The sequence below is a fragment of the Planococcus donghaensis genome, assembly GCF_001687665.2.
Taxonomy (GTDB): domain Bacteria; phylum Bacillota; class Bacilli; order Bacillales_A; family Planococcaceae; genus Planococcus; species Planococcus donghaensis.
Genome location: NZ_CP016543.2, coordinates 840,539 through 858,023, shown reverse-complemented (window position 1 = coordinate 858,023; position 17,485 = coordinate 840,539). Strand labels below are relative to the sequence as shown.

General features: G+C 39.9%; 13 protein-coding genes and 2 riboswitches. All 13 genes read right to left on the bottom strand.

Annotated features, from left to right (window positions below):
* Nucleotides 1-81 precede the first annotated feature (81 nt).
* Nucleotides 82-183: riboswitch (purine riboswitch) on the bottom strand.
* Nucleotides 184-300: 117 nt separating this feature from the next.
* The 13 genes from guaA to ilvD all read right to left on the bottom strand — a co-directional run bounded on the left by guaA (nt 301) and on the right by ilvD (nt 17,315).
* Complete coding sequence (guaA, locus tag BCM40_RS04215; protein ID WP_065527741.1) at nt 301-1,839, bottom strand: glutamine-hydrolyzing GMP synthase; 1,539 nt, start codon at nt 1,837-1,839, stop codon at nt 301-303.
* A 125-nt stretch (nt 1,840-1,964) separates the two neighbouring features.
* Nucleotides 1,965-2,066: riboswitch (purine riboswitch) on the bottom strand.
* 32 nt (nt 2,067-2,098) lie between these two features.
* Nucleotides 2,099-4,279: a DUF4129 domain-containing transglutaminase family protein gene (locus BCM40_RS04210; RefSeq protein ID WP_065527001.1), complete on the bottom strand. Its 2,181-nt coding sequence runs from the start codon at nt 4,277-4,279 to the stop codon at nt 2,099-2,101.
* Nucleotides 4,279-5,490: a DUF58 domain-containing protein gene (locus BCM40_RS04205; RefSeq protein ID WP_065527002.1), complete on the bottom strand. Its 1,212-nt coding sequence runs from the start codon at nt 5,488-5,490 to the stop codon at nt 4,279-4,281. Before BCM40_RS04205 ends, BCM40_RS04210 begins: the two co-directional genes overlap by 1 nt.
* Nucleotides 5,487-6,437: an AAA family ATPase gene (locus BCM40_RS04200; protein ID WP_065527003.1), complete on the bottom strand. Its 951-nt coding sequence runs from the start codon at nt 6,435-6,437 to the stop codon at nt 5,487-5,489. Before BCM40_RS04200 ends, BCM40_RS04205 begins: the two co-directional genes overlap by 4 nt.
* A gap of 165 nt (nt 6,438-6,602) precedes the next feature.
* Nucleotides 6,603-7,430 (bottom strand): ammonia-dependent NAD(+) synthetase, encoded by an 828-nt coding sequence (gene nadE / locus BCM40_RS04195; RefSeq protein ID WP_065527004.1) that lies wholly within the window; start codon nt 7,428-7,430, stop codon nt 6,603-6,605.
* 11 nt (nt 7,431-7,441) lie between these two features.
* The gene (locus BCM40_RS04190; RefSeq protein ID WP_065527005.1) at nt 7,442-8,911 is read right to left on the bottom strand and encodes a nicotinate phosphoribosyltransferase; all 1,470 of its coding nucleotides are present in this window, start codon (nt 8,909-8,911) and stop codon (nt 7,442-7,444) included.
* A 481-nt stretch (nt 8,912-9,392) separates the two neighbouring features.
* A complete protein-coding gene (locus tag BCM40_RS04185) occupies nt 9,393-10,835 on the bottom strand; it encodes an aldehyde dehydrogenase family protein (RefSeq protein ID WP_065527006.1) in 1,443 nt (480 codons plus the stop codon).
* Nucleotides 10,836-10,855: 20 nt separating this feature from the next.
* Entirely contained in the window at nt 10,856-11,611 is a 756-nt protein-coding gene (locus tag BCM40_RS04180) for an SDR family NAD(P)-dependent oxidoreductase (protein ID WP_065527007.1), read from the bottom strand.
* Nucleotides 11,612-11,622: 11 nt separating this feature from the next.
* Entirely contained in the window at nt 11,623-12,696 is a 1,074-nt protein-coding gene (locus BCM40_RS04175; protein ID WP_065527008.1) for a tartrate dehydrogenase, read from the bottom strand.
* 18 nt (nt 12,697-12,714) lie between these two features.
* Nucleotides 12,715-13,983, bottom strand: coding sequence for a TRAP transporter large permease (locus BCM40_RS04170; RefSeq protein ID WP_065527009.1), 1,269 nt, complete (start codon nt 13,981-13,983; stop codon nt 12,715-12,717).
* A 2-nt stretch (nt 13,984-13,985) separates the two neighbouring features.
* Nucleotides 13,986-14,456, bottom strand: coding sequence for a TRAP transporter small permease (locus tag BCM40_RS04165; RefSeq protein WP_065527010.1), 471 nt, complete (start codon nt 14,454-14,456; stop codon nt 13,986-13,988).
* Nucleotides 14,457-14,519: 63 nt separating this feature from the next.
* Complete coding sequence (locus tag BCM40_RS04160; RefSeq protein WP_065527011.1) at nt 14,520-15,536, bottom strand: TRAP transporter substrate-binding protein; 1,017 nt, start codon at nt 15,534-15,536, stop codon at nt 14,520-14,522.
* A gap of 90 nt (nt 15,537-15,626) precedes the next feature.
* Nucleotides 15,627-17,315, bottom strand: a complete 1,689-nt coding sequence (ilvD, locus tag BCM40_RS04155; RefSeq protein WP_065527012.1) for a dihydroxy-acid dehydratase — start codon at nt 17,313-17,315, stop codon at nt 15,627-15,629.
* Between the last annotated feature and the right edge of the window lie 170 nt (nt 17,316-17,485).

Below are 17,485 nucleotides of genomic sequence, written 5' to 3'. Positions count from 1 at the left end.
AAAAGAAAAACGCACACAGCAGATTGCCGTATGCGTTCGATTTATCCCTTCATATAAAAAATGAAAGGCATCCCGCTCAATAGTGAACAGGATTAAAATCGTAGTCGAGTTATTTACGGTAACTCGGTAGAAACTTTCGGGCCATATCCCCGACATTATACGACAAGCTTATTTAATTTCTATCGTAATATATCATGTATAAAACGAATTAACAATACCAAACACGAACATTTTTAATACATAACACAAAAAAGTTCGTGAAAAATAAAAATGCCGACTAAATTAGTCGGCATGCTATCTTTATTCCCACTCGATTGTTGCTGGTGGCTTGCTTGTAATATCATAAAGTACACGGTTAATGTGATCTACTTCATTGACTAAACGAACACTGATTTTCTCTAAAACTTCCCAAGGAATGCGAGCCCAATCAGAAGTCATGCCGTCAATTGACGTTACTGCACGAATACCGATTGCGTAATCGTAAGTACGAGCATCTCCCATTACTCCGACACTGCGCAAATCCGGTAACACAGTGAAGTATTGCCAGATGTCGCGGTCGAGGCCTGCTTTTTTGATTTCATCGCGTAAAATCCAGTCAGACTCACGAACAATTTTAAGTTTCTCTTCAGTTACGGCTCCCATAATGCGAATACCTAGTCCTGGACCTGGGAACGGCTGACGCCAAACGATTTCTTCTGGCATACCAAGCTCAGTACCAAGAACACGTACTTCATCTTTGAATAACGTATTTAACGGTTCGATCAATTTAAACTGCATGTCATCCGGTAATCCCCCAACATTATGGTGGGATTTAATCGTTTGGGCAGTTGTTGTTCCACTTTCGATAATGTCAGTGTACAGCGTTCCTTGTGCAAGAAAGTCCATACCCTCAAGTTTCGAAGCTTCATCATCGAATACATAGATAAATTCGTTCCCGATAATTTTACGTTTTTTCTCTGGATCAGTAACACCTTCAAGTTTACTCATGAAACGATCGCGTGCATCGATTTTGATAACGTTCATGTTGAATCCGTCAGCAAAAGTTTTCATCACGCTTTCTGCCTCTCCTTTACGAAGAAGACCGTGATCTACAAACATGCATGTTAATTGATCACCAATTGCTTTATGGATCAAGACAGCAACGACTGAAGAATCTACTCCACCACTAAGTGCGCAAAGTACTTTTTTGTCACCAACTTCTTCACGGATTTTTTCGATTTCTAATTCAATGTAATTTTCCATCGACCAGTCGTCTTGCATTCCACAAACGTCATAAACAAATTTGCGCAATAAATCATTGCCATAAATCGAATGACGTACTTCTGGATGGAATTGAACGCCGTAGAATCCGCGGTTTTCATCGGCCATTGAAGCAATCGGACAGCTTGCACTTGTTCCGATCACATCAAACCCTGGAGGCGCAGCTGTAACTAAATCACCGTGGCTCATCCATACGATTTGTTCTTCCGGAAGGTCTTTAAAAATTTTGCTTTCTTTCGTCAGCTTTAATTCCGCTTTGCCGTACTCACGGTTTTGTGCTTTTTCTACTTTTCCTTCTAAATGGAGAGCCATTAATTGCATACCGTAGCAAATCCCTAAAATCGGCAAGCCCATTTCAAAAATGGCATCATCAATTGAAAATGCATTTTCATCATAAACAGAATTTGGACCACCAGAGAAAATAATTCCCGTAGCGTTCATCTCTTTGATTTCTTCAGCAGTGATTGTGTGCGGGTGAAGCTCGCTATAAACCCCAATTTCACGGATGCGGCGAGTAATCAACTGATTGTATTGACTTCCGAAATCCAAAACGACGATTTTTTTCTGTTCTTTCAACATAGGACTAACTGGCAAAACCTTCACCTCTTCTATTCGATTCAGGTCTCAAAATAACAAAAGAACGCGAAAAATGGACCTCGCGTTCTTCTGCTCTACATCAAAAAGGCGAATGCACACGTCAAAAAGCGTGCGTCATCCACCTTCATAGTCAAGTCATTTCCGGGGACTTGGTAGAGACATCCGATCCATATTATCGGACATATATGAGGGCACCTGTAATTTATAATTTAATCAATTGTACATTTTAAAGGTTGTAAAATCAACCGCTTGTCCGATTGATTAAATTTTCCCAACTTTCCTTTAACTCATGCCAGTCAACGGATTCAACATCTCCCCCATAAATCATCCGTTCATACGCGGCGGTCAATTCAGACATTTCTCGTGTCCCAAAAAATGAATCAATGTAAGCTGCATATGATTTTAAGGTTTGGCCTGACTTCCGATGGATGCCGTATAATTCGAGTTGTTTCAATAATCTTAAGTAGGCTTTTTCAAATTGAACCGGTTCTTGCCCACGCATCCGGTAATAAGAAATAAGAAATTTAGGCATCCACCTGTGACGAATTTTGAAAAGAATAGCTCCTACAACACCCAATGCAACAATTGTCCAAATCAGTTTCCAACGGTTAGTTGAAATGAAATCTGTAAGACGATTCCAAAAAGCATTTTGTGAAGAGACCACAACTTCTTCATCTTCTGCATTTTCAGGTTCTTGTGTCTCTGGACGCTCCTGAGGATCGGGTTGTTCCGGGTCCGTTGGATCTAGTTCCAAATCAAAATCAATAGATGATGAACCTGTAAAACCAATCGTTGGTTCAAATAACATCCATCCCACGCCTGGCATATAAGCTTCTACCCAAGAATGCGCATTATTATTGGTGATTTCATAAATATCCGTCTCACCTTGCGCATCTATTTGTTCACCTTCATTAAAACCTTTCACCCACCGAGCGGGTATATCAAGCGACCGTAACAACACAACCATAGAGGTTGAAAAATTATCACAATACCCTCTTTTTGTATCAAATAGAAACTGATCCACATAATCTTGATCTGCTTCAGGAACTGGAATATCTGTTTGACTATAAGTAAATCCAGATGTTTTAAAATAGCTCTCTATAGCTAATGCTTGATCATATAACGATTCACTGTTAGCAGTAATTTCAATCGCTAAGTCGCGAACTCTTTCAGGGAGCTCAGCCGGCAATTGTACATAGCGATCAAACTCAATAGGCAGCTCTGCTAAATCCTCTTCTCTTGTTTCACGCAAATTTTTCAAACTATAGCTAGGTTCAGCAAAAGAGACTTCATACTCTTCGGGTATTAGCCCTTCTCCATTTTGATAAGTTTCAAAACGCTGATCCGCTGTAGTATATTGATAACTTGGTGATGCTTCCATCGAAAATGACTCAGTCCCATATGGGTATAAAACAAATGGGAATTTCTGCTCCATTGATACAGCTACCGATTCTAACTCTTCTTCCCCTGCATCAAATTCAGTATCTACTGGTTCGTCGTTTGAATAGATAAACGACTCCCCTACATTTTCTGTCAGTTCCCAACCTTTTGTGGTATAAGTATCTTTCGATTCAACTTTCCAATATTGACCTTCTGATACTTCTGCTCGGAAGACTGGCGTATCATCTCCAATAAATGAACCACCTAAACGTGAGTCGTCGACGCCGTATCCAATTCTACCGACATTGCCGCTCCCAAGACCTCCTTGTCCAGAAAAAGAAGTTAAAAACGGCACTGGATCCGGCCAAATCGGATCTGCTTTTGGTAAATACAATGCAAACGCCGTCGAAACGGCGATTCCTAAAACGAGAGGGACTGCGAACAAAGCTACTTTATCAGCATGCTCTGAAATTTGGTGACTTTCCATCCACCGAACCAAATACAAAAGACCCGCTAGCAAAAGACCGATAATCATGATTCGTACAATTGCAGTTTCTCCAGAATATGGACTAAAGGTATCTAATACAGCGATAAACACCACAGTCAATATATAGAACAAAAAAATGCTGGACCTGAAACTCACCCAGTAGTGAATCAAATAAATGGCCATCCACAACAATACAAAAAACAAAATGGTTCGGAAAACGTCAGTTGTTTGTTCCCAGTTTTGGCTAAACAAAGCTGAAAGATTCATACGAATGTTAGATTGGAGAAATTGTATGGCTTCGCCTGTAAAAAATACATTGCCAGTATAGACATAAACAATAAACCATAACATATACAAAATTTTTATAGGTCCCGAAAACCACCAAGGAACTCTCAGAAATGCCATCAATAATCCACCTGCGATAAAAATCAAAAACAAGGTTTGATGACCCGTTTCGGTCAATACTATAACTGGCGTTAACCATTCGGCTAACATAAAGAAAACTAATATATATAAGATGGCCATGAAAAATTTATTTTTTCTAATAGAAGTCATTACCGGCTCACCTCCGTAAACACCGTTGCAAAGTTTTCAGGACTCACACGTTTCACAACAAATCCTTTTGAGCGGGCAAATTGATGCACTTGTTCATCTTCTTCGCGTAAGGTTTCACCCTTACTCACTACCACTAAACACATGCAATTACTTAAATTTTTAGCGTTCCTTTGAATAGAGTGAACCATCTCTACTGAAAGACAACTCGTTACATACAATAAACTCGAAGTATTCATTTGTTGAAGTTCGCGTCCAACCGCTTGATCTACCGGTTTATCCAAGTCACTTTGCACTTTCGCTAAATGATACATCAGCCGTTGCAAATGCTCTTCTGTTTGAACGACCGGAAAATAATTGCGTTTTTGACCAATGGATAAATAAGCTAAGCTTGAGTTCGCGTGTACAACCGACCTCAATATAGAAGCGACTAACTCTACTTGTAATTCAAATTTCTCTGATGCTCTTCGATCGTCTAGTAAAAAAAGGTCTTGAGACTGACGATCTTCAAATTCTTTCGTGCGCAATGTTTGTGTACGTGCATAAGATTTCCAATGAATCCATGACACTCGGTCACCGGGCTGGTAATCACGTACGCCACTTGCCATTGTCGTATCTTTCACTAAAGTAAAAGGAGCAGCCATTGAGCCATGATCGTAGCGTGATTCTATGGGGCGATAAGCAATTTCCACTGTATTTGGATAAACCAAAATTGTTTGTTGAATTGGCAATAACCGAGTTTTTTTTACCCACCCAAAAAAATCCGAAATTTCTAAGCGAACGCCTTCTAACACATGTTCTCCTCGAGGCATGTTCTCGAGTGTATACGTCCAAGAATAAGATTTTCGAAACCCTGGCACAATCATTTTAGGAGGTTGATTTACGATAATTTTATTTAAAGACGGTGAATGAGTTTGTTCACTTAATACGGTGTAAAGGAGTGGAAAAGGATTTTCCCGATAAACGGTGACAGTCGCGGAAAAGTCTCCACCTTTACGAACTTGAGCTGTATGAATTTCTCGGGAGACTTTAATTTTCTGTAATGGATACAACGCTAATAGCACGGAATACCCGATAAACGGTAAAGACATATAAAAAATAAACCAACTAACAAATCCTCCTTGAAACATGGCAAAAGAAAAAGTTAAAAACAGAAGAAAAAGCACGATTAGGATGCGCCCCCATAAAGCGGTGTTATTTTTCAATTGGTTCATTTACCAACAAACCTTTGAACAGGTACATGGGTTTTCGCTAAGATGCGTTCTGTAATTTCTTCAACCGTTATGCCATCGTAACGAGCCTCTGAGCGCAACATAATGCGATGACCGAAAACAAATTTCGCTAAATATTGAACATCATCTGGCGTTACATAATCACGCCCTTTTAATAGAGCATATGCTTGTGAAGCCTTCATCAATGCAATCGACCCTCGCGGACTGACTCCTAAATAAACATAAGCATCTTGACGAGTTTGTCGAGCCAAGTCCACAATATAACTTCGAATCGTTTCATCTACTCTTATCATTCTCACTTGATCTTGTAATTTTAATAACTCTTCTAGCGATATTACAGAAGTCAATTCTTCAATCGGCGCAGCAACTTGTGCACGGTTCAAAACTTCCATTTCTTCTTTCGGAGTAGGGTATCCCATTTTAATCTTCAATAAAAAACGATCAAGTTGTGCTTCAGGCAAAGGGTATGTTCCTTCATATTCAATTGGATTTTGTGTAGCCATGACAAAAAACGGTTTTGGAATTTGCATAGTTACCCCATCAATCGTAACCGACGCTTCTTCCATCGCTTCTAAAAGAGAAGATTGTGTTTTGGGAGAGGTTCGGTTAATTTCATCTGCTAAAATAATATTCCCCATAATTGGCCCAGGGCGAAAATGGAACTCCATATCTTTCGGGTTATAAATCGAAACACCAATAACATCTGATGGCAATAAGTCAGGTGTAAATTGAATGCGCTTAAAGTCTGCTCCTACTGACTTTGCTAAAGCTCGAACCAACATCGTTTTCCCAACACCTGGCACATCCTCTAGCAATACATGACCGTGAGATAACATTGCAACTATACTAAGCTCTGCAATATCACGTTTGCCAATAATGACTTTTTCAATATTGTTGATTACTTTTTCCAACCGTTCTTTTGCATTCATCTATAAGTTCCTCCAATGTACTGCAGAAAATGTTTTGAATTATCACAATCTTATCGTAATCATAACGAAAAGCCGCTCATAACTCAACTCTACATGAAATTTCTTCCAGTCAATTCCCAAAATAAAAAAGCAGGAATCTACTAAGATTTCCTGCTTTTTAAAGATCTATTTCCAAAAATCATCAAATACCGTAATAGGTAAATGACGCTTATGCTGCGTTCTTAAATAATGGCCTTCTAGCTTTTCTTGTGCATCTGCCGGTATTTTCTTACCTTCTAAATAGTCATCGATTAACTTATAAGTGACTCCTAATGCCACTTCATCAGGAAGCGCTGGCTTGTCTTCTTCTAAATCTGCAGTTGGAACTTTCAAGTAGAGATGCTCCGGACTCCCAAGTTCTTGTAGCATCGCTTTTCCTTGACGCTTGTTTAAACGGAATAATGGCGTCAAATCAGCTGCGCCATCACCGAATTTGGTATAAAAACCGGTAATAGCTTCTGCCGCATGATCGGTTCCCAGCACAGCCGCACTATGCATGGCTGCAATCGAGTATTGAGCTTTCATCCGTTCACGCGCTTTTTCGTTACCTTTTGCAAAATCGGTTAATTCGATGCCCGCTTCTTTTAATGCTTGCTCACTAGCATCAACCGCACCTTTAATATTTACCGTATAAAGTTTAGTTGGTTGGATAAAGTCTATTGCATCTTTAGCATCATGCTCATCAAGTTGAACACCGTAAGGTAAGCGAACTGCATAAAATGCATATTCATTACTTCCCGACTCTTCATTTAATTGATCAATTGCCATCTGCGTTAACTTGCCAAGCAATGTCGAATCTTGACCACCTGAAATTCCAAGGACATACCCTTTAAGAAACGTATGGCGTTTCAAGTAATCTTTTAAAAACTGGATTGTTCGTTCAATTTCTTTTTTGGGTTCAATAGTAGGCTGCACTTTCAGTTCTTCAATAATTTGCTGTTGTAGAGTAGACATTAAAATCCTCCTTATTCTCCAGTAAACTCGTGAATGGCATCTCGTACTTCTTGGATGTTGCGCATTTTATTATCCCAGCATTTTTGACTTAAATCTACTGGGTATTCTTCTGGGTTTAGTGAGCGTTTGTATTCCTCCCACAATAACTCCATATTTTGAATCGCATAACTCTGCATTTCTTGAACACTCGGGTTTTTATAAATAATTTGACCTTGTTCAACTACTTTACGATGAATATTTACGGCTTCAAAATTCGTAACAAATTTCGATACGAAGGTATGAACTGGGTGAAACATTTTTAAACGTTCTTGTGAAGCAGGGTCTTCATCGTGCATTGCAATATAATCGCCTTCTGACTTTCCATTTTCCTTATCTATAATACGATAAACATTTTTTAGCCCGGGAGTCGTAACTTTTTCAGCATTTCCCGAAATTTTAATGGTATCTTCTAATTCACCTTTTTCATTTTCGATAGCTACCAATTTATAAACCGCTCCTAATGCCGGTTGATCGTAAGCCGTAATTAATTTTGTTCCAATACCCCATGCATCTACTCGGGCTCCTTGAGCTTTTAAGTTTAAAATTGTGTATTCGTCCAAATCGTTGGAAACGACGATTTCCACATCTTTGAAACCTGCAGCATCCAACATTTTTCGTGCTTCTTTAGATAAGAAGGCAATATCTCCACTATCTAGACGAATGCCTTGGAAATTGATTTTGTCGCCTAGTTCTTTGGCAACTTGAATCGCAATCGGCACTCCGGATTTTAATGTATCGTATGTATCAACCAAAAAGACACAGTTTTTATGGCGTTTTGCATAAGCATGAAATGCATCGTATTCATTTTTATAAGCTTGAACCATTGAATGTGCGTGCGTTCCTGCTACAGGAATTCCAAATTTTTTGCCAGCACGTGCATTGCTTGTGGCTTCAAGTCCTCCAATATAAGCTGCGCGCGACCCCCAAATGGCCGCATCCATTTCTTGAGCACGTCTTGTCCCGAATTCCATGACGCGTTCGTCTTTAACAATTTGCTTGATCCGACTAGCTTTAGTCGCGATTAAGGTTTGATAATTTACAATGTTTAAAAGTGCAGTTTCGATCAATTGGGCTTCGACAAGCGGAGCTTCGACACGGATTAACGCTTCATTTTGAAAAACAAGCTCACCTTCTGCTACTGAGTAAACATCACCTGTAAACCGAACCGTTCGTAAGTAATCAATGAAATCTTGCTTATAGCCAAGTTCTTCTTGAAGATAAGCTAAATCACTGTCCGTAAATTTGAAGTTTCTCAAGTAGTCTAAAATGCGTTCTAACCCCGCAAACAAAGCATAACCATTGCCAAAAGGTAGTTTACGGAAAAACAACTCAAAAATCGCTTTCCGTTCGTGCATCCCATCTGCCCAATAAGCCTCCGACATATTGATTTGATATAAATCTGTATGTAGTGCCAAACTGTCATCCGCATAATGCTTATCCATAAAAGAGTCTCCTTCTTCCACTATCAGTAATGCCACTAATTATACACCAATATTGGTAAGACCAAAATAAAAGACAATTTCAACCTGTACTGGCTGTCTCCTCTCTTTATAAAAGCCTCTATTTCCCTCTCAACTTTAAAGGTTGACTTTTAGAAGAGAACGTGAGATGATTGATTAGTTAACACAAAGGTAACTGGTAAATTTTGATAATCTGGCATTCTACGATAATGTTTTTGAGAATACTTATTCACACTGGCGCGATTTAAGGATCGCAAGGACGTAAAAGAAGGTAGGGTTTACGTTGCTTAGGTTAGAAAGCACCCAGTGGAACAATGACCGCGGTACTGAAAGTAATACTTTCAATGGAAATGATTCCCCAGTAATATGGGTTGAAAAATTGAGTCAAAACAAATTATAGTTACCTTAAACAAACAAAGGGATGTCCTCAAATCGAGGGCATCCCTTTTCCAATTTTTTAACGTTAGTATTTTAACGCAACGTTTTTTAAAGCTGTATAATTACGCAATGCTTCAAGACCTTTTTCACGTCCAAAGCCACTTTTCTTAAATCCACCAAATGGCATTTGCACACCACCACCGGCACCATAGTTATTAATGAAAATTTGACCGGCACGAATTTTACTAGCCACTCGATGTGCACGAGCCCCGTCTTTTGTCCAAATACCTGCCACTAACCCATACTCTGTACCATTAGCCAATTCAATCGCTTGTTGCTCGGTTTCAAATGCAAATGCCGCAACAACTGGCGCAAAGATTTCTTCTTGAGACACGTAACTATCTGGGGCAAGTCCGTCAATAACAGTCGGTTTGAAAAAGTAGCCGTTTTCGAGCCCTGCTGTTTCTTGACGTTCGCCACCTGTTAGAAATTTTGCTCCTTCGTTTCGGGCAACGTTCATGAATTCAAGAATGCGCGAAAATTGTTTTTCATTTAAAATCGGCCCCAAATCCAAATCATCTATACCTTTACCAATTTGGATCTCTTCCATTTTTACAACAACTTTTTTTAGAAATTCTTCTTTAATAGACTGCTGCACCAATAAGCGAGATCCTGCCGAACACGTTTGTCCGGCATTTTGAATAATCGAACGCACCACCCACTCAACCGCTTCTTCTTGATCACAATCTTCAAAGACGATGTTGGGTGACTTTCCACCAAGCTCAAGCGTTACCGGCTTAACGTTTTTCGCAGCACCCATCATAACAGCAGAACCTGTTTGAACCGAACCTGTAAAAGTAATATGATCAACATCTGGATGTTCAGAGATTGCAGCACCCGCTTCAAAACCATAACCCGTCACCAAGTTAAAGACACCTTTTGGCAAGTGGGTCGCATCAAATATCTCTGCTAATTTAATTGCCGTTAGAGGTGTATCTTCTGCAGGTTTTGCAACAACTGTATTCCCTGTCGCAATTGCCGCTGCTGTTGAACGTGAGATAATTTGCAACGGATAATTCCAAGGCACAATATGAGCTGTTACGCCAACTGGTTCACGCAACGTGTAATCGAGAATTCCTGGTTGAACAGGTATCGTTTCGCCAAATATTTTATCAGCCATTCCCGCGTAATATTCAAAGTACAAGGCCGATGCTTCCACATCTTTACGGGCTTGCGTCAACGGTTTTCCGGTATCAAGGGTTTCTAACAATGCAATTTCTTCTGCATCTTCCCGTAGTGCTACGGCTACTTTATGTAAGATTCTCCCTCGTTCAATCGGCGGAAAAGACTGCCATTCTTCTGACTCAAATGTTCTGCGGGCCGATTGAACTGCAGCATCAACGTCCTCTTTTTTCCCTCTTGGAACTTCTGCCAATACCTCTCCGGTTGCTGGATTTTTGGTTTCAAGTTTTTCGTTGCCGATGCTATTTATCCATTCTCCATTAATATACATTTGCTGTTTTTTCACTGATTCGGTTCACTCCCCAATTAAATTCCGCGTCCTCCATCAACATTTACAATGCTACCTGTCATCATTTTTGCTAAGTCTGAGCTGAGGTATAAGACACAGTTAGCAATTGCATCTGGTGTAATCAGTTCACCTAATGGCACACTTTTACGGAATATATTTTCTTTCGTTTCCCCTTCATCAACACCAGATGCGGTAAATTCACCTAACATTTTGGTATCCGCAGGACCTGGATTTATCGCATTTACTCGTATATTGTAAGGAGCTAATTCAATGGCTAAAGCTTTCGTCAATGAAATCGTTGCTCCTTTTGACGCCACGTACGCATTTAATCCCGGTCGTGGGCGGTCAACAGAAACAGAAGCAATATTGATAATCGACCCACAATTTTGTTTCTTCATATGTGGAACTACTGCACGAGACGTTAAAAATACAGCTGTTGAGTTGATCGCCATAATACGCTCCCAGTCTTTGAGTGTCACATTTTCAATATCTGTTGCTGCTTGTGCAATTCCAGCAACATTTGCTAATACATCAATGCGACCAAACTTGTCTGCCGTTTTCTGAATAGCCGCTGCTACACTTTGTTCTTCTGTTAAATTGCCTTGCAGAACGAGTAATTGCTCTGGGTATTGCGCTTCTAACTCCTGTAGACCATCCACATGAAGATCGATAGCCGCAACTTTCGATCCTTGTTTCAAAAATCGCTCAACAACCTCTTTACCCATTCCGCCGCTTGCACCTGTCACAATCGCTACTTTATTGTCTACCGCCATTAATTTCCCTCCTAGTTTTTCACTAACATCAGGACTTTCTCAGCAATAGCTGAACCTACTTCTTGTGTCGTGGAAGTACCGCCTAAATCTGGCGTCAATACTTTTCCGTCTTGAATTACTTGTTCGATCGCCTCCACAATAGCAGTCGAAAGATCTTCACGACCTAAATGATTCAACATTAATGCAGCTGACCAAATTTGAGCGATTGGGTTAGCAATTCCTTTTCCTGCAATGTCCGGCGCTGAACCATGAATCGCTTCAAACATAGAAGGGAAATTGCCTTCGGGGTTGATATTTCCTGATGGTGAAACGCCTAACCCACCTACTAATGCGGCTCCTAGATCCGTTAAAATATCTCCGAATAAATTAGAAGCGATTACGACTTCAAACGATTCTGGACGCAAAACGAAATAGGCAGCCAAAGCATCGATGAAATTACTTTCTAGTTCAATATCTCCGTAATCTTTTGCGACCAATTCAACAACTTCGTCCCATAGCTTCATCGAATGAATAATCGCATTGGATTTTGTGGCACTCGTCACTTTTGATTTGTTGTTTTTTTGCGCATACTCAAATGCGTATTTGGCAATTCGTTCGACACCTTGTTTTGTAATCACTGTATTTTGAATCGCCATTTCTTGCGAATGTTGCTGGTACAGGCGACCACCGATATTTGAATACTCGCCTTCTGCATTTTCACGGAATACCATAAAATCAATTGGTTGCTCGTTTTTTAATGGAGACTCAATCCCAGCCAATCGTTTGATTGGTCGCATATTGACGTATTGTTGAAAGTTTTTACGAATTGGCATAATCAGTTCCCAAATGGTTATTTCATCGGGTACACGTTTATCGCCTACAGCTCCAAATAAAATGGCATCAAAATTTTTCAATTGATCCAAGCCATCCTCAGGCATAATATGTCCGTTGGCTAAATAATATTCGCTGCCCCATTCAAATTGTTCAAACGCAATGTCGAATGTTGGATCTTGCTTCTTTAGCGCTTCCAAAACCTTGACTGCTTCTTTCGTAACGTCGGGACCTATTCCATCTCCAGGTAGTACTGCTATTTTATATGCTCTCATAAATTCTCCTCCAATAGTTTAGTCACCAATAAGGAACAACGTGATTGCTGGAATAAACGAAATGATCAAAACATCGACAATCATTACCAAAATAAATGGCACAATCGCTTTTAACAAACTTTCAAATTTGGTTCCAGCAATATTTGCTGCAACAAATAAATTGACGCCAACTGGAGGAGTGATAAACCCAATTCCTAAGTTGACAATCATAATAATCCCGAAATGCACCAAATCAATTCCAAGTGCATTGGCAATTGGTACAAGAATCGGCGTTAAAATAATGATGGCTGCTGAAGTTTCAAGAAAGACACCACAAATTAGCAATAACAAGTTTAATATCAACAAAGCAATAATCCAATTATCTGTCACACTAAGCATTAATTCTGTCAGTTCGGCAGGAATTCGCTGACGCGTTAAATAATAACCAAACACCGAAGCACCGGCAATAATAAACATAATTACCGAAGTGACAATTACAGAAGAAGAGAAAATTCTAGCTAAATCGGTCAACTTGATTTCGCGGTAAACGAAAATCCCGACGAACAATCCGTATACCACTGCAACAACCGCAGCTTCTGTTGGTGTGAAAATCCCACCATAAATTCCTCCTAAAATAATTACTGGCATCATTAAAGCAAGGAATGCGTCGAGAAACGCTTTAAAGAAATCTTTCAAACCAAACTTTTCGCCACCCCCGTAACCTTCTTTTAAGGAAATCAAGTAAACAAGTAAAATAAGCGAAACCATAACAAACAATCCTGGAACAATGCCTGCGATAAACAATTCACTGACTGAAACGCCTGCTGCCACTCCGTAAAGCACGAGAGGAACGCTAGGTGGGATCATAATTCCGATGGTTCCACCAGCAGCTTGAATAGCTGTCGCAAAACTTTTATCGTAGCCTTTGTTAACCATAGCGGGAATCATTAGTGCACCTACCGCAGCTGTTGTTGCGGCTGCAGAACCTGAAATTGCTGCAAAAAAAGCACAGGCAACAATTGATACAATTCCGAGTCCACCTTTAACACGTCCAAAAATAACATTTGCTAAATGAATGAGTCGGCGGGAAATCCCACCACTTTCCATTAGCTTGCCTGCCAAGATGAAAAAAGGAATCGCCATAAGGGGAAACGAGTCTACCGAATTGAACATTCGCTGAATTATAACGATCAATGACACATTGCCATCGATAAAGAAAACGAGCGTTGAAGCAAGCCCAAGGCCAACAGCAATCGGGACATTAATTAAAAATAAAGCCATTAATAAAAGAAACAATACCAATGCCATCTTTAGACACCCCCGCTTTTAAAGTCTTTGGAAAATTGCGAGGCCATATTAATAATTAAAATTGCCCCACTCACGGGAATTACCATGTAAATGACGCCCATCGGAATTCGTAAAACGGGAGAAGTTTGAGACATCCCTTGCATTGCAAGATCATATCCTTCTACTACCATTAACAAGAAAAAAAGTAGACTTGCAAATGTCGCAATGCTATAAAGCACTTTGCGGACAGGAACTGCAAATAATTTCACAAAAAACTCCATTCCGATATGGGCTTTTGAAGACATCGCATAAGCAGCTCCTAAAAATGTTAGCCAAATTAAACTATACCTCGCCAACTCTTCTGTCCAAGCTAATGGTGAATTCAAAACAAACCGGAAAATCACTTGAAGAAATACTACGGTAACCAGCAATGCCATAATAAGGTTTAATACATGCTTAATGCCTAAATTCATATAGCCGATCCATTTATTCATGTTGTTGCCCCCGATATAAAAAAGAGAGAATGGATTCTCTCTTTTTTGAATTAACGTATTATTTTATTTCTGTGCGTCTAAAATTTCGTTTAATAGGTCCTGGTGCTCGATTGTGTCATAAACAGGAAGAACCGCTTCTTGGAAAGGAGCAGTATCGATATCTTCAATAATTTCCATTCCTTGATCTTTTAATGTTTGAAGAGATTCTTTCTCCATTTCAACGATTAACTCACGTTCTTTTGCACCTGCTTTTTGACCTTCTTCTACAACGATATCGCGTAATTCCTCCGGCAATTCATCATATGTTTTTTGGCTCAACATATAAATAGCTACAGAATAAACATGGCCAGTTAAACTCATATATTTTTGATTTGCATCATATAAACTAAATTGGTCAGCAACAATCGCTGGGTTTTCCTGTGCATCTACTACACCTTGTTGCAAAGCAGTAATGGCTTCAGTCCAAGCCATTGGTGTTGGTTGCGCACCTAATGCTTCAAAAGCAGCTAAATGAATTTCGTTTTCTTGCGTTCTGATTTTCAAGCCTTTTAAATCTTCAGGTGTTTCGATTGGGCGGATCGCATTGGTAATATGACGATAGCCATTCTCTCCCCAAGACAAGCCGATGATGCCGTTTTCTTCCATCTTAGCGAATAACTCATCTCCAATATCACCTTCTAAAACTTCTACAGCAGATTCACGGTCTTGGAATAAGAATGGAACATCCAAAACGCCCAATTCTGGTACAAAGTTCGTCACTGGAGCAGTTGAAGAGACAACTAAATCGACAGTGCCAAGTCCCATCCCTTCTGTCAATTCACGCTCAGCGCCAATTTCACTGTTCGCAAAAATTTCAATTGTTACTTGTCCATCTGTTCGTTCATCGACAGCATCTGCCATTTCTTGTAAGGCTAAATGGTATGGGTGATCGTCAGGTAATGAATGTCCTGCTTGAAGCACAAACTTTTCATCCGAGTCTCCTCCTGATGATTCACTATCAGAACTTCCGCAAGCTGTTAATGCCAATGCACTTGCCACCATAATTGAAACAAACCCGAACTTTTTATTTACCAATGTCATTTCCCCCTTTTAATGTGCCTCAACATTTCAGATGACTTTCATTTTACTAAAAGTCACCTGACTGCCAAAGTCTGTCTTCGTCGATCCCATTTATGAACGATTCAAGTAATCCGTAACGGCTCCTTTTGATGAACACGAAACATTATGCGCATATTTACCAAGCACGCCTTTTTTATAAAGTGGCGGAGCCACCCAACGTTTACGGCGTTCTTCTAACTCCTCTTCCGATACATCCATTGAAATTTCTTGCAGATCCGAATCGATCGTCACGATATCTCCTTCTTCAAGCAACGCAATCGGTCCGCCAACTTGAGCTTCTGGTGCGATATGGCCTACTACTAAACCGTGAGTTCCGCCAGAAAAACGTCCGTCTGTCAGCAATGCAACCGAAGCATCCATCCCTTTCCCAACAAGAATTGCAGAAACCGATAACATTTCTGGCATCCCTGGACCACCTTTTGGCCCTACATAACGAATAACTAACACATCGCCTTCGTTAATTTCGTTAGCCATAACAGCATCTGTTGCTTCTTTTTCATTGTTGTAAACGCGAGCTGGACCTGTATGACGTTTGACTTTCACACCGGATACTTTTGCTACTGCGCCGTTTGGAGATAAGTTTCCTTTTAAGACAATCAGTGGTCCATCTTTACGTTTCGGATTATCAAAAGGCATAATAACTTGTTGGCCTTCTTGCAAGGCCGGAGCTTCGTTTAGGTTTTCTGCCACTGTTTTACCTGTAACCGTCATACAGTCCCCATGCAGATAACCTGCTTCTAGCAACATTTTCATAACCGCTTGAACCCCACCAACTCGGTGTAAATCTTGCATAACGTATTTGCCACTTGGTTTTAAATCAGCCAAATGTGGCACTGTTTTTTGCAAGCGGTTAAAGTCGTCGATCGTTAAGTCCACTTCTGCAGCGTGAGCAATCGCCAATAAATGTAGAATGGCATTTGTCGATCCACCCAATGCCATTACGACCGTAATCGCATTTTCAAATGCTTCTTTTGTCATAATGTCTTTTGGATAAATATCTAATTCCAGTAAATTATGTACAGCTGCTCCTGCTTTTTCGCAATCTGCTAGTTTTTCAGCTGATACCGCTGGATTTGAAGAACTTCCTGGCAAACTCATTCCCATCGCTTCAGCAGCAGATGCCATTGTATTTGCTGTATACATTCCGCCACATGAACCAGCACCTGGACATGCCCCGCACTCGATATTGCGCAATGTACTATCGTCCATGTCACCGTTATTATGCTGACCTACACCTTCAAATACAGAAACAATGTCAATATCTCTGTTATTGTGACGACCTGGTGCGATTGTTCCTCCGTAAACAAAAACAGCGGGAACTTCAGAATTGGCAATAGCGATTAAGCAACCTGGGATATTTTTATCACAACCACCAATTGCGACTAAACCATCCAAACTTTCTGCTCCTACCACTGTTTCAATTGAATCTGCAATCACATCGCGGCTTGAAAGTGAATATTTCATGCCTGCTGTTCCCATTGAAATTCCGTCAGACACAGTAATTGTATTAAAGATAAATGGGACGCCTCCAGCTGCTCTAGCCCCTTTTTTGGCACTAATCGCTAAGTCATCAATATGTATATTACAAGGGGTCACTTCACTCCATGTGCTAGCGACACCAATCATTGGTTTTTTAAAATCTTCATCTGTCACGCCTACTGAACGGAGCATTGCTCTGTTAGGAGCTCTCATTGCTCCTTCACTAAAAACTTTACTATTAATACGCAAATCTTTTTTCATAATTTATCCTATCCTTTCTTTTCTATTTATTATAGAGCACATTTATCAGAATTCAACGAATAAAAGAATAATATTTCATTATTTTTTTAATCGTCAAATAATTTACATATGTATGCGTTTACATTCTATCATATCAATTATGACTATTGATATATGCAATATATTTCTTT

Excerpts from the sequence above, each read along its gene's own strand:
- guaA (WP_065527741.1), bottom strand. The coding sequence starts at position 1,839 with ATGTTGAAAGAACAGAAAAAAATCGTCGTTTTGGATTTCGGAAGTCAA.
- BCM40_RS04210 (WP_065527001.1), bottom strand. The coding sequence starts at position 4,279 with ATGACTTCTATTAGAAAAAATAAATTTTTCATGGCCATCTTATATATA.
- BCM40_RS04205 (WP_065527002.1), bottom strand. The coding sequence starts at position 5,490 with ATGAACCAATTGAAAAATAACACCGCTTTATGGGGGCGCATCCTAATC.
- BCM40_RS04200 (WP_065527003.1), bottom strand. The coding sequence starts at position 6,437 with ATGAATGCAAAAGAACGGTTGGAAAAAGTAATCAACAATATTGAAAAA.
- nadE (WP_065527004.1), bottom strand. The coding sequence starts at position 7,430 with ATGTCTACTCTACAACAGCAAATTATTGAAGAACTGAAAGTGCAGCCT.
- BCM40_RS04190 (WP_065527005.1), bottom strand. The coding sequence starts at position 8,911 with ATGGATAAGCATTATGCGGATGACAGTTTGGCACTACATACAGATTTA.
- BCM40_RS04180 (WP_065527007.1), bottom strand. The coding sequence starts at position 11,611 with ATGGCGGTAGACAATAAAGTAGCGATTGTGACAGGTGCAAGCGGCGGA.
- BCM40_RS04175 (WP_065527008.1), bottom strand. The coding sequence starts at position 12,696 with ATGAGAGCATATAAAATAGCAGTACTACCTGGAGATGGAATAGGTCCC.
- BCM40_RS04170 (WP_065527009.1), bottom strand. The coding sequence starts at position 13,983 with ATGGCATTGGTATTGTTTCTTTTATTAATGGCTTTATTTTTAATTAAT.
- BCM40_RS04165 (WP_065527010.1), bottom strand. The coding sequence starts at position 14,456 with ATGAATAAATGGATCGGCTATATGAATTTAGGCATTAAGCATGTATTA.
- BCM40_RS04160 (WP_065527011.1), bottom strand. The coding sequence starts at position 15,536 with ATGACATTGGTAAATAAAAAGTTCGGGTTTGTTTCAATTATGGTGGCA.
- ilvD (WP_065527012.1), bottom strand. The coding sequence starts at position 17,315 with ATGAAAAAAGATTTGCGTATTAATAGTAAAGTTTTTAGTGAAGGAGCA.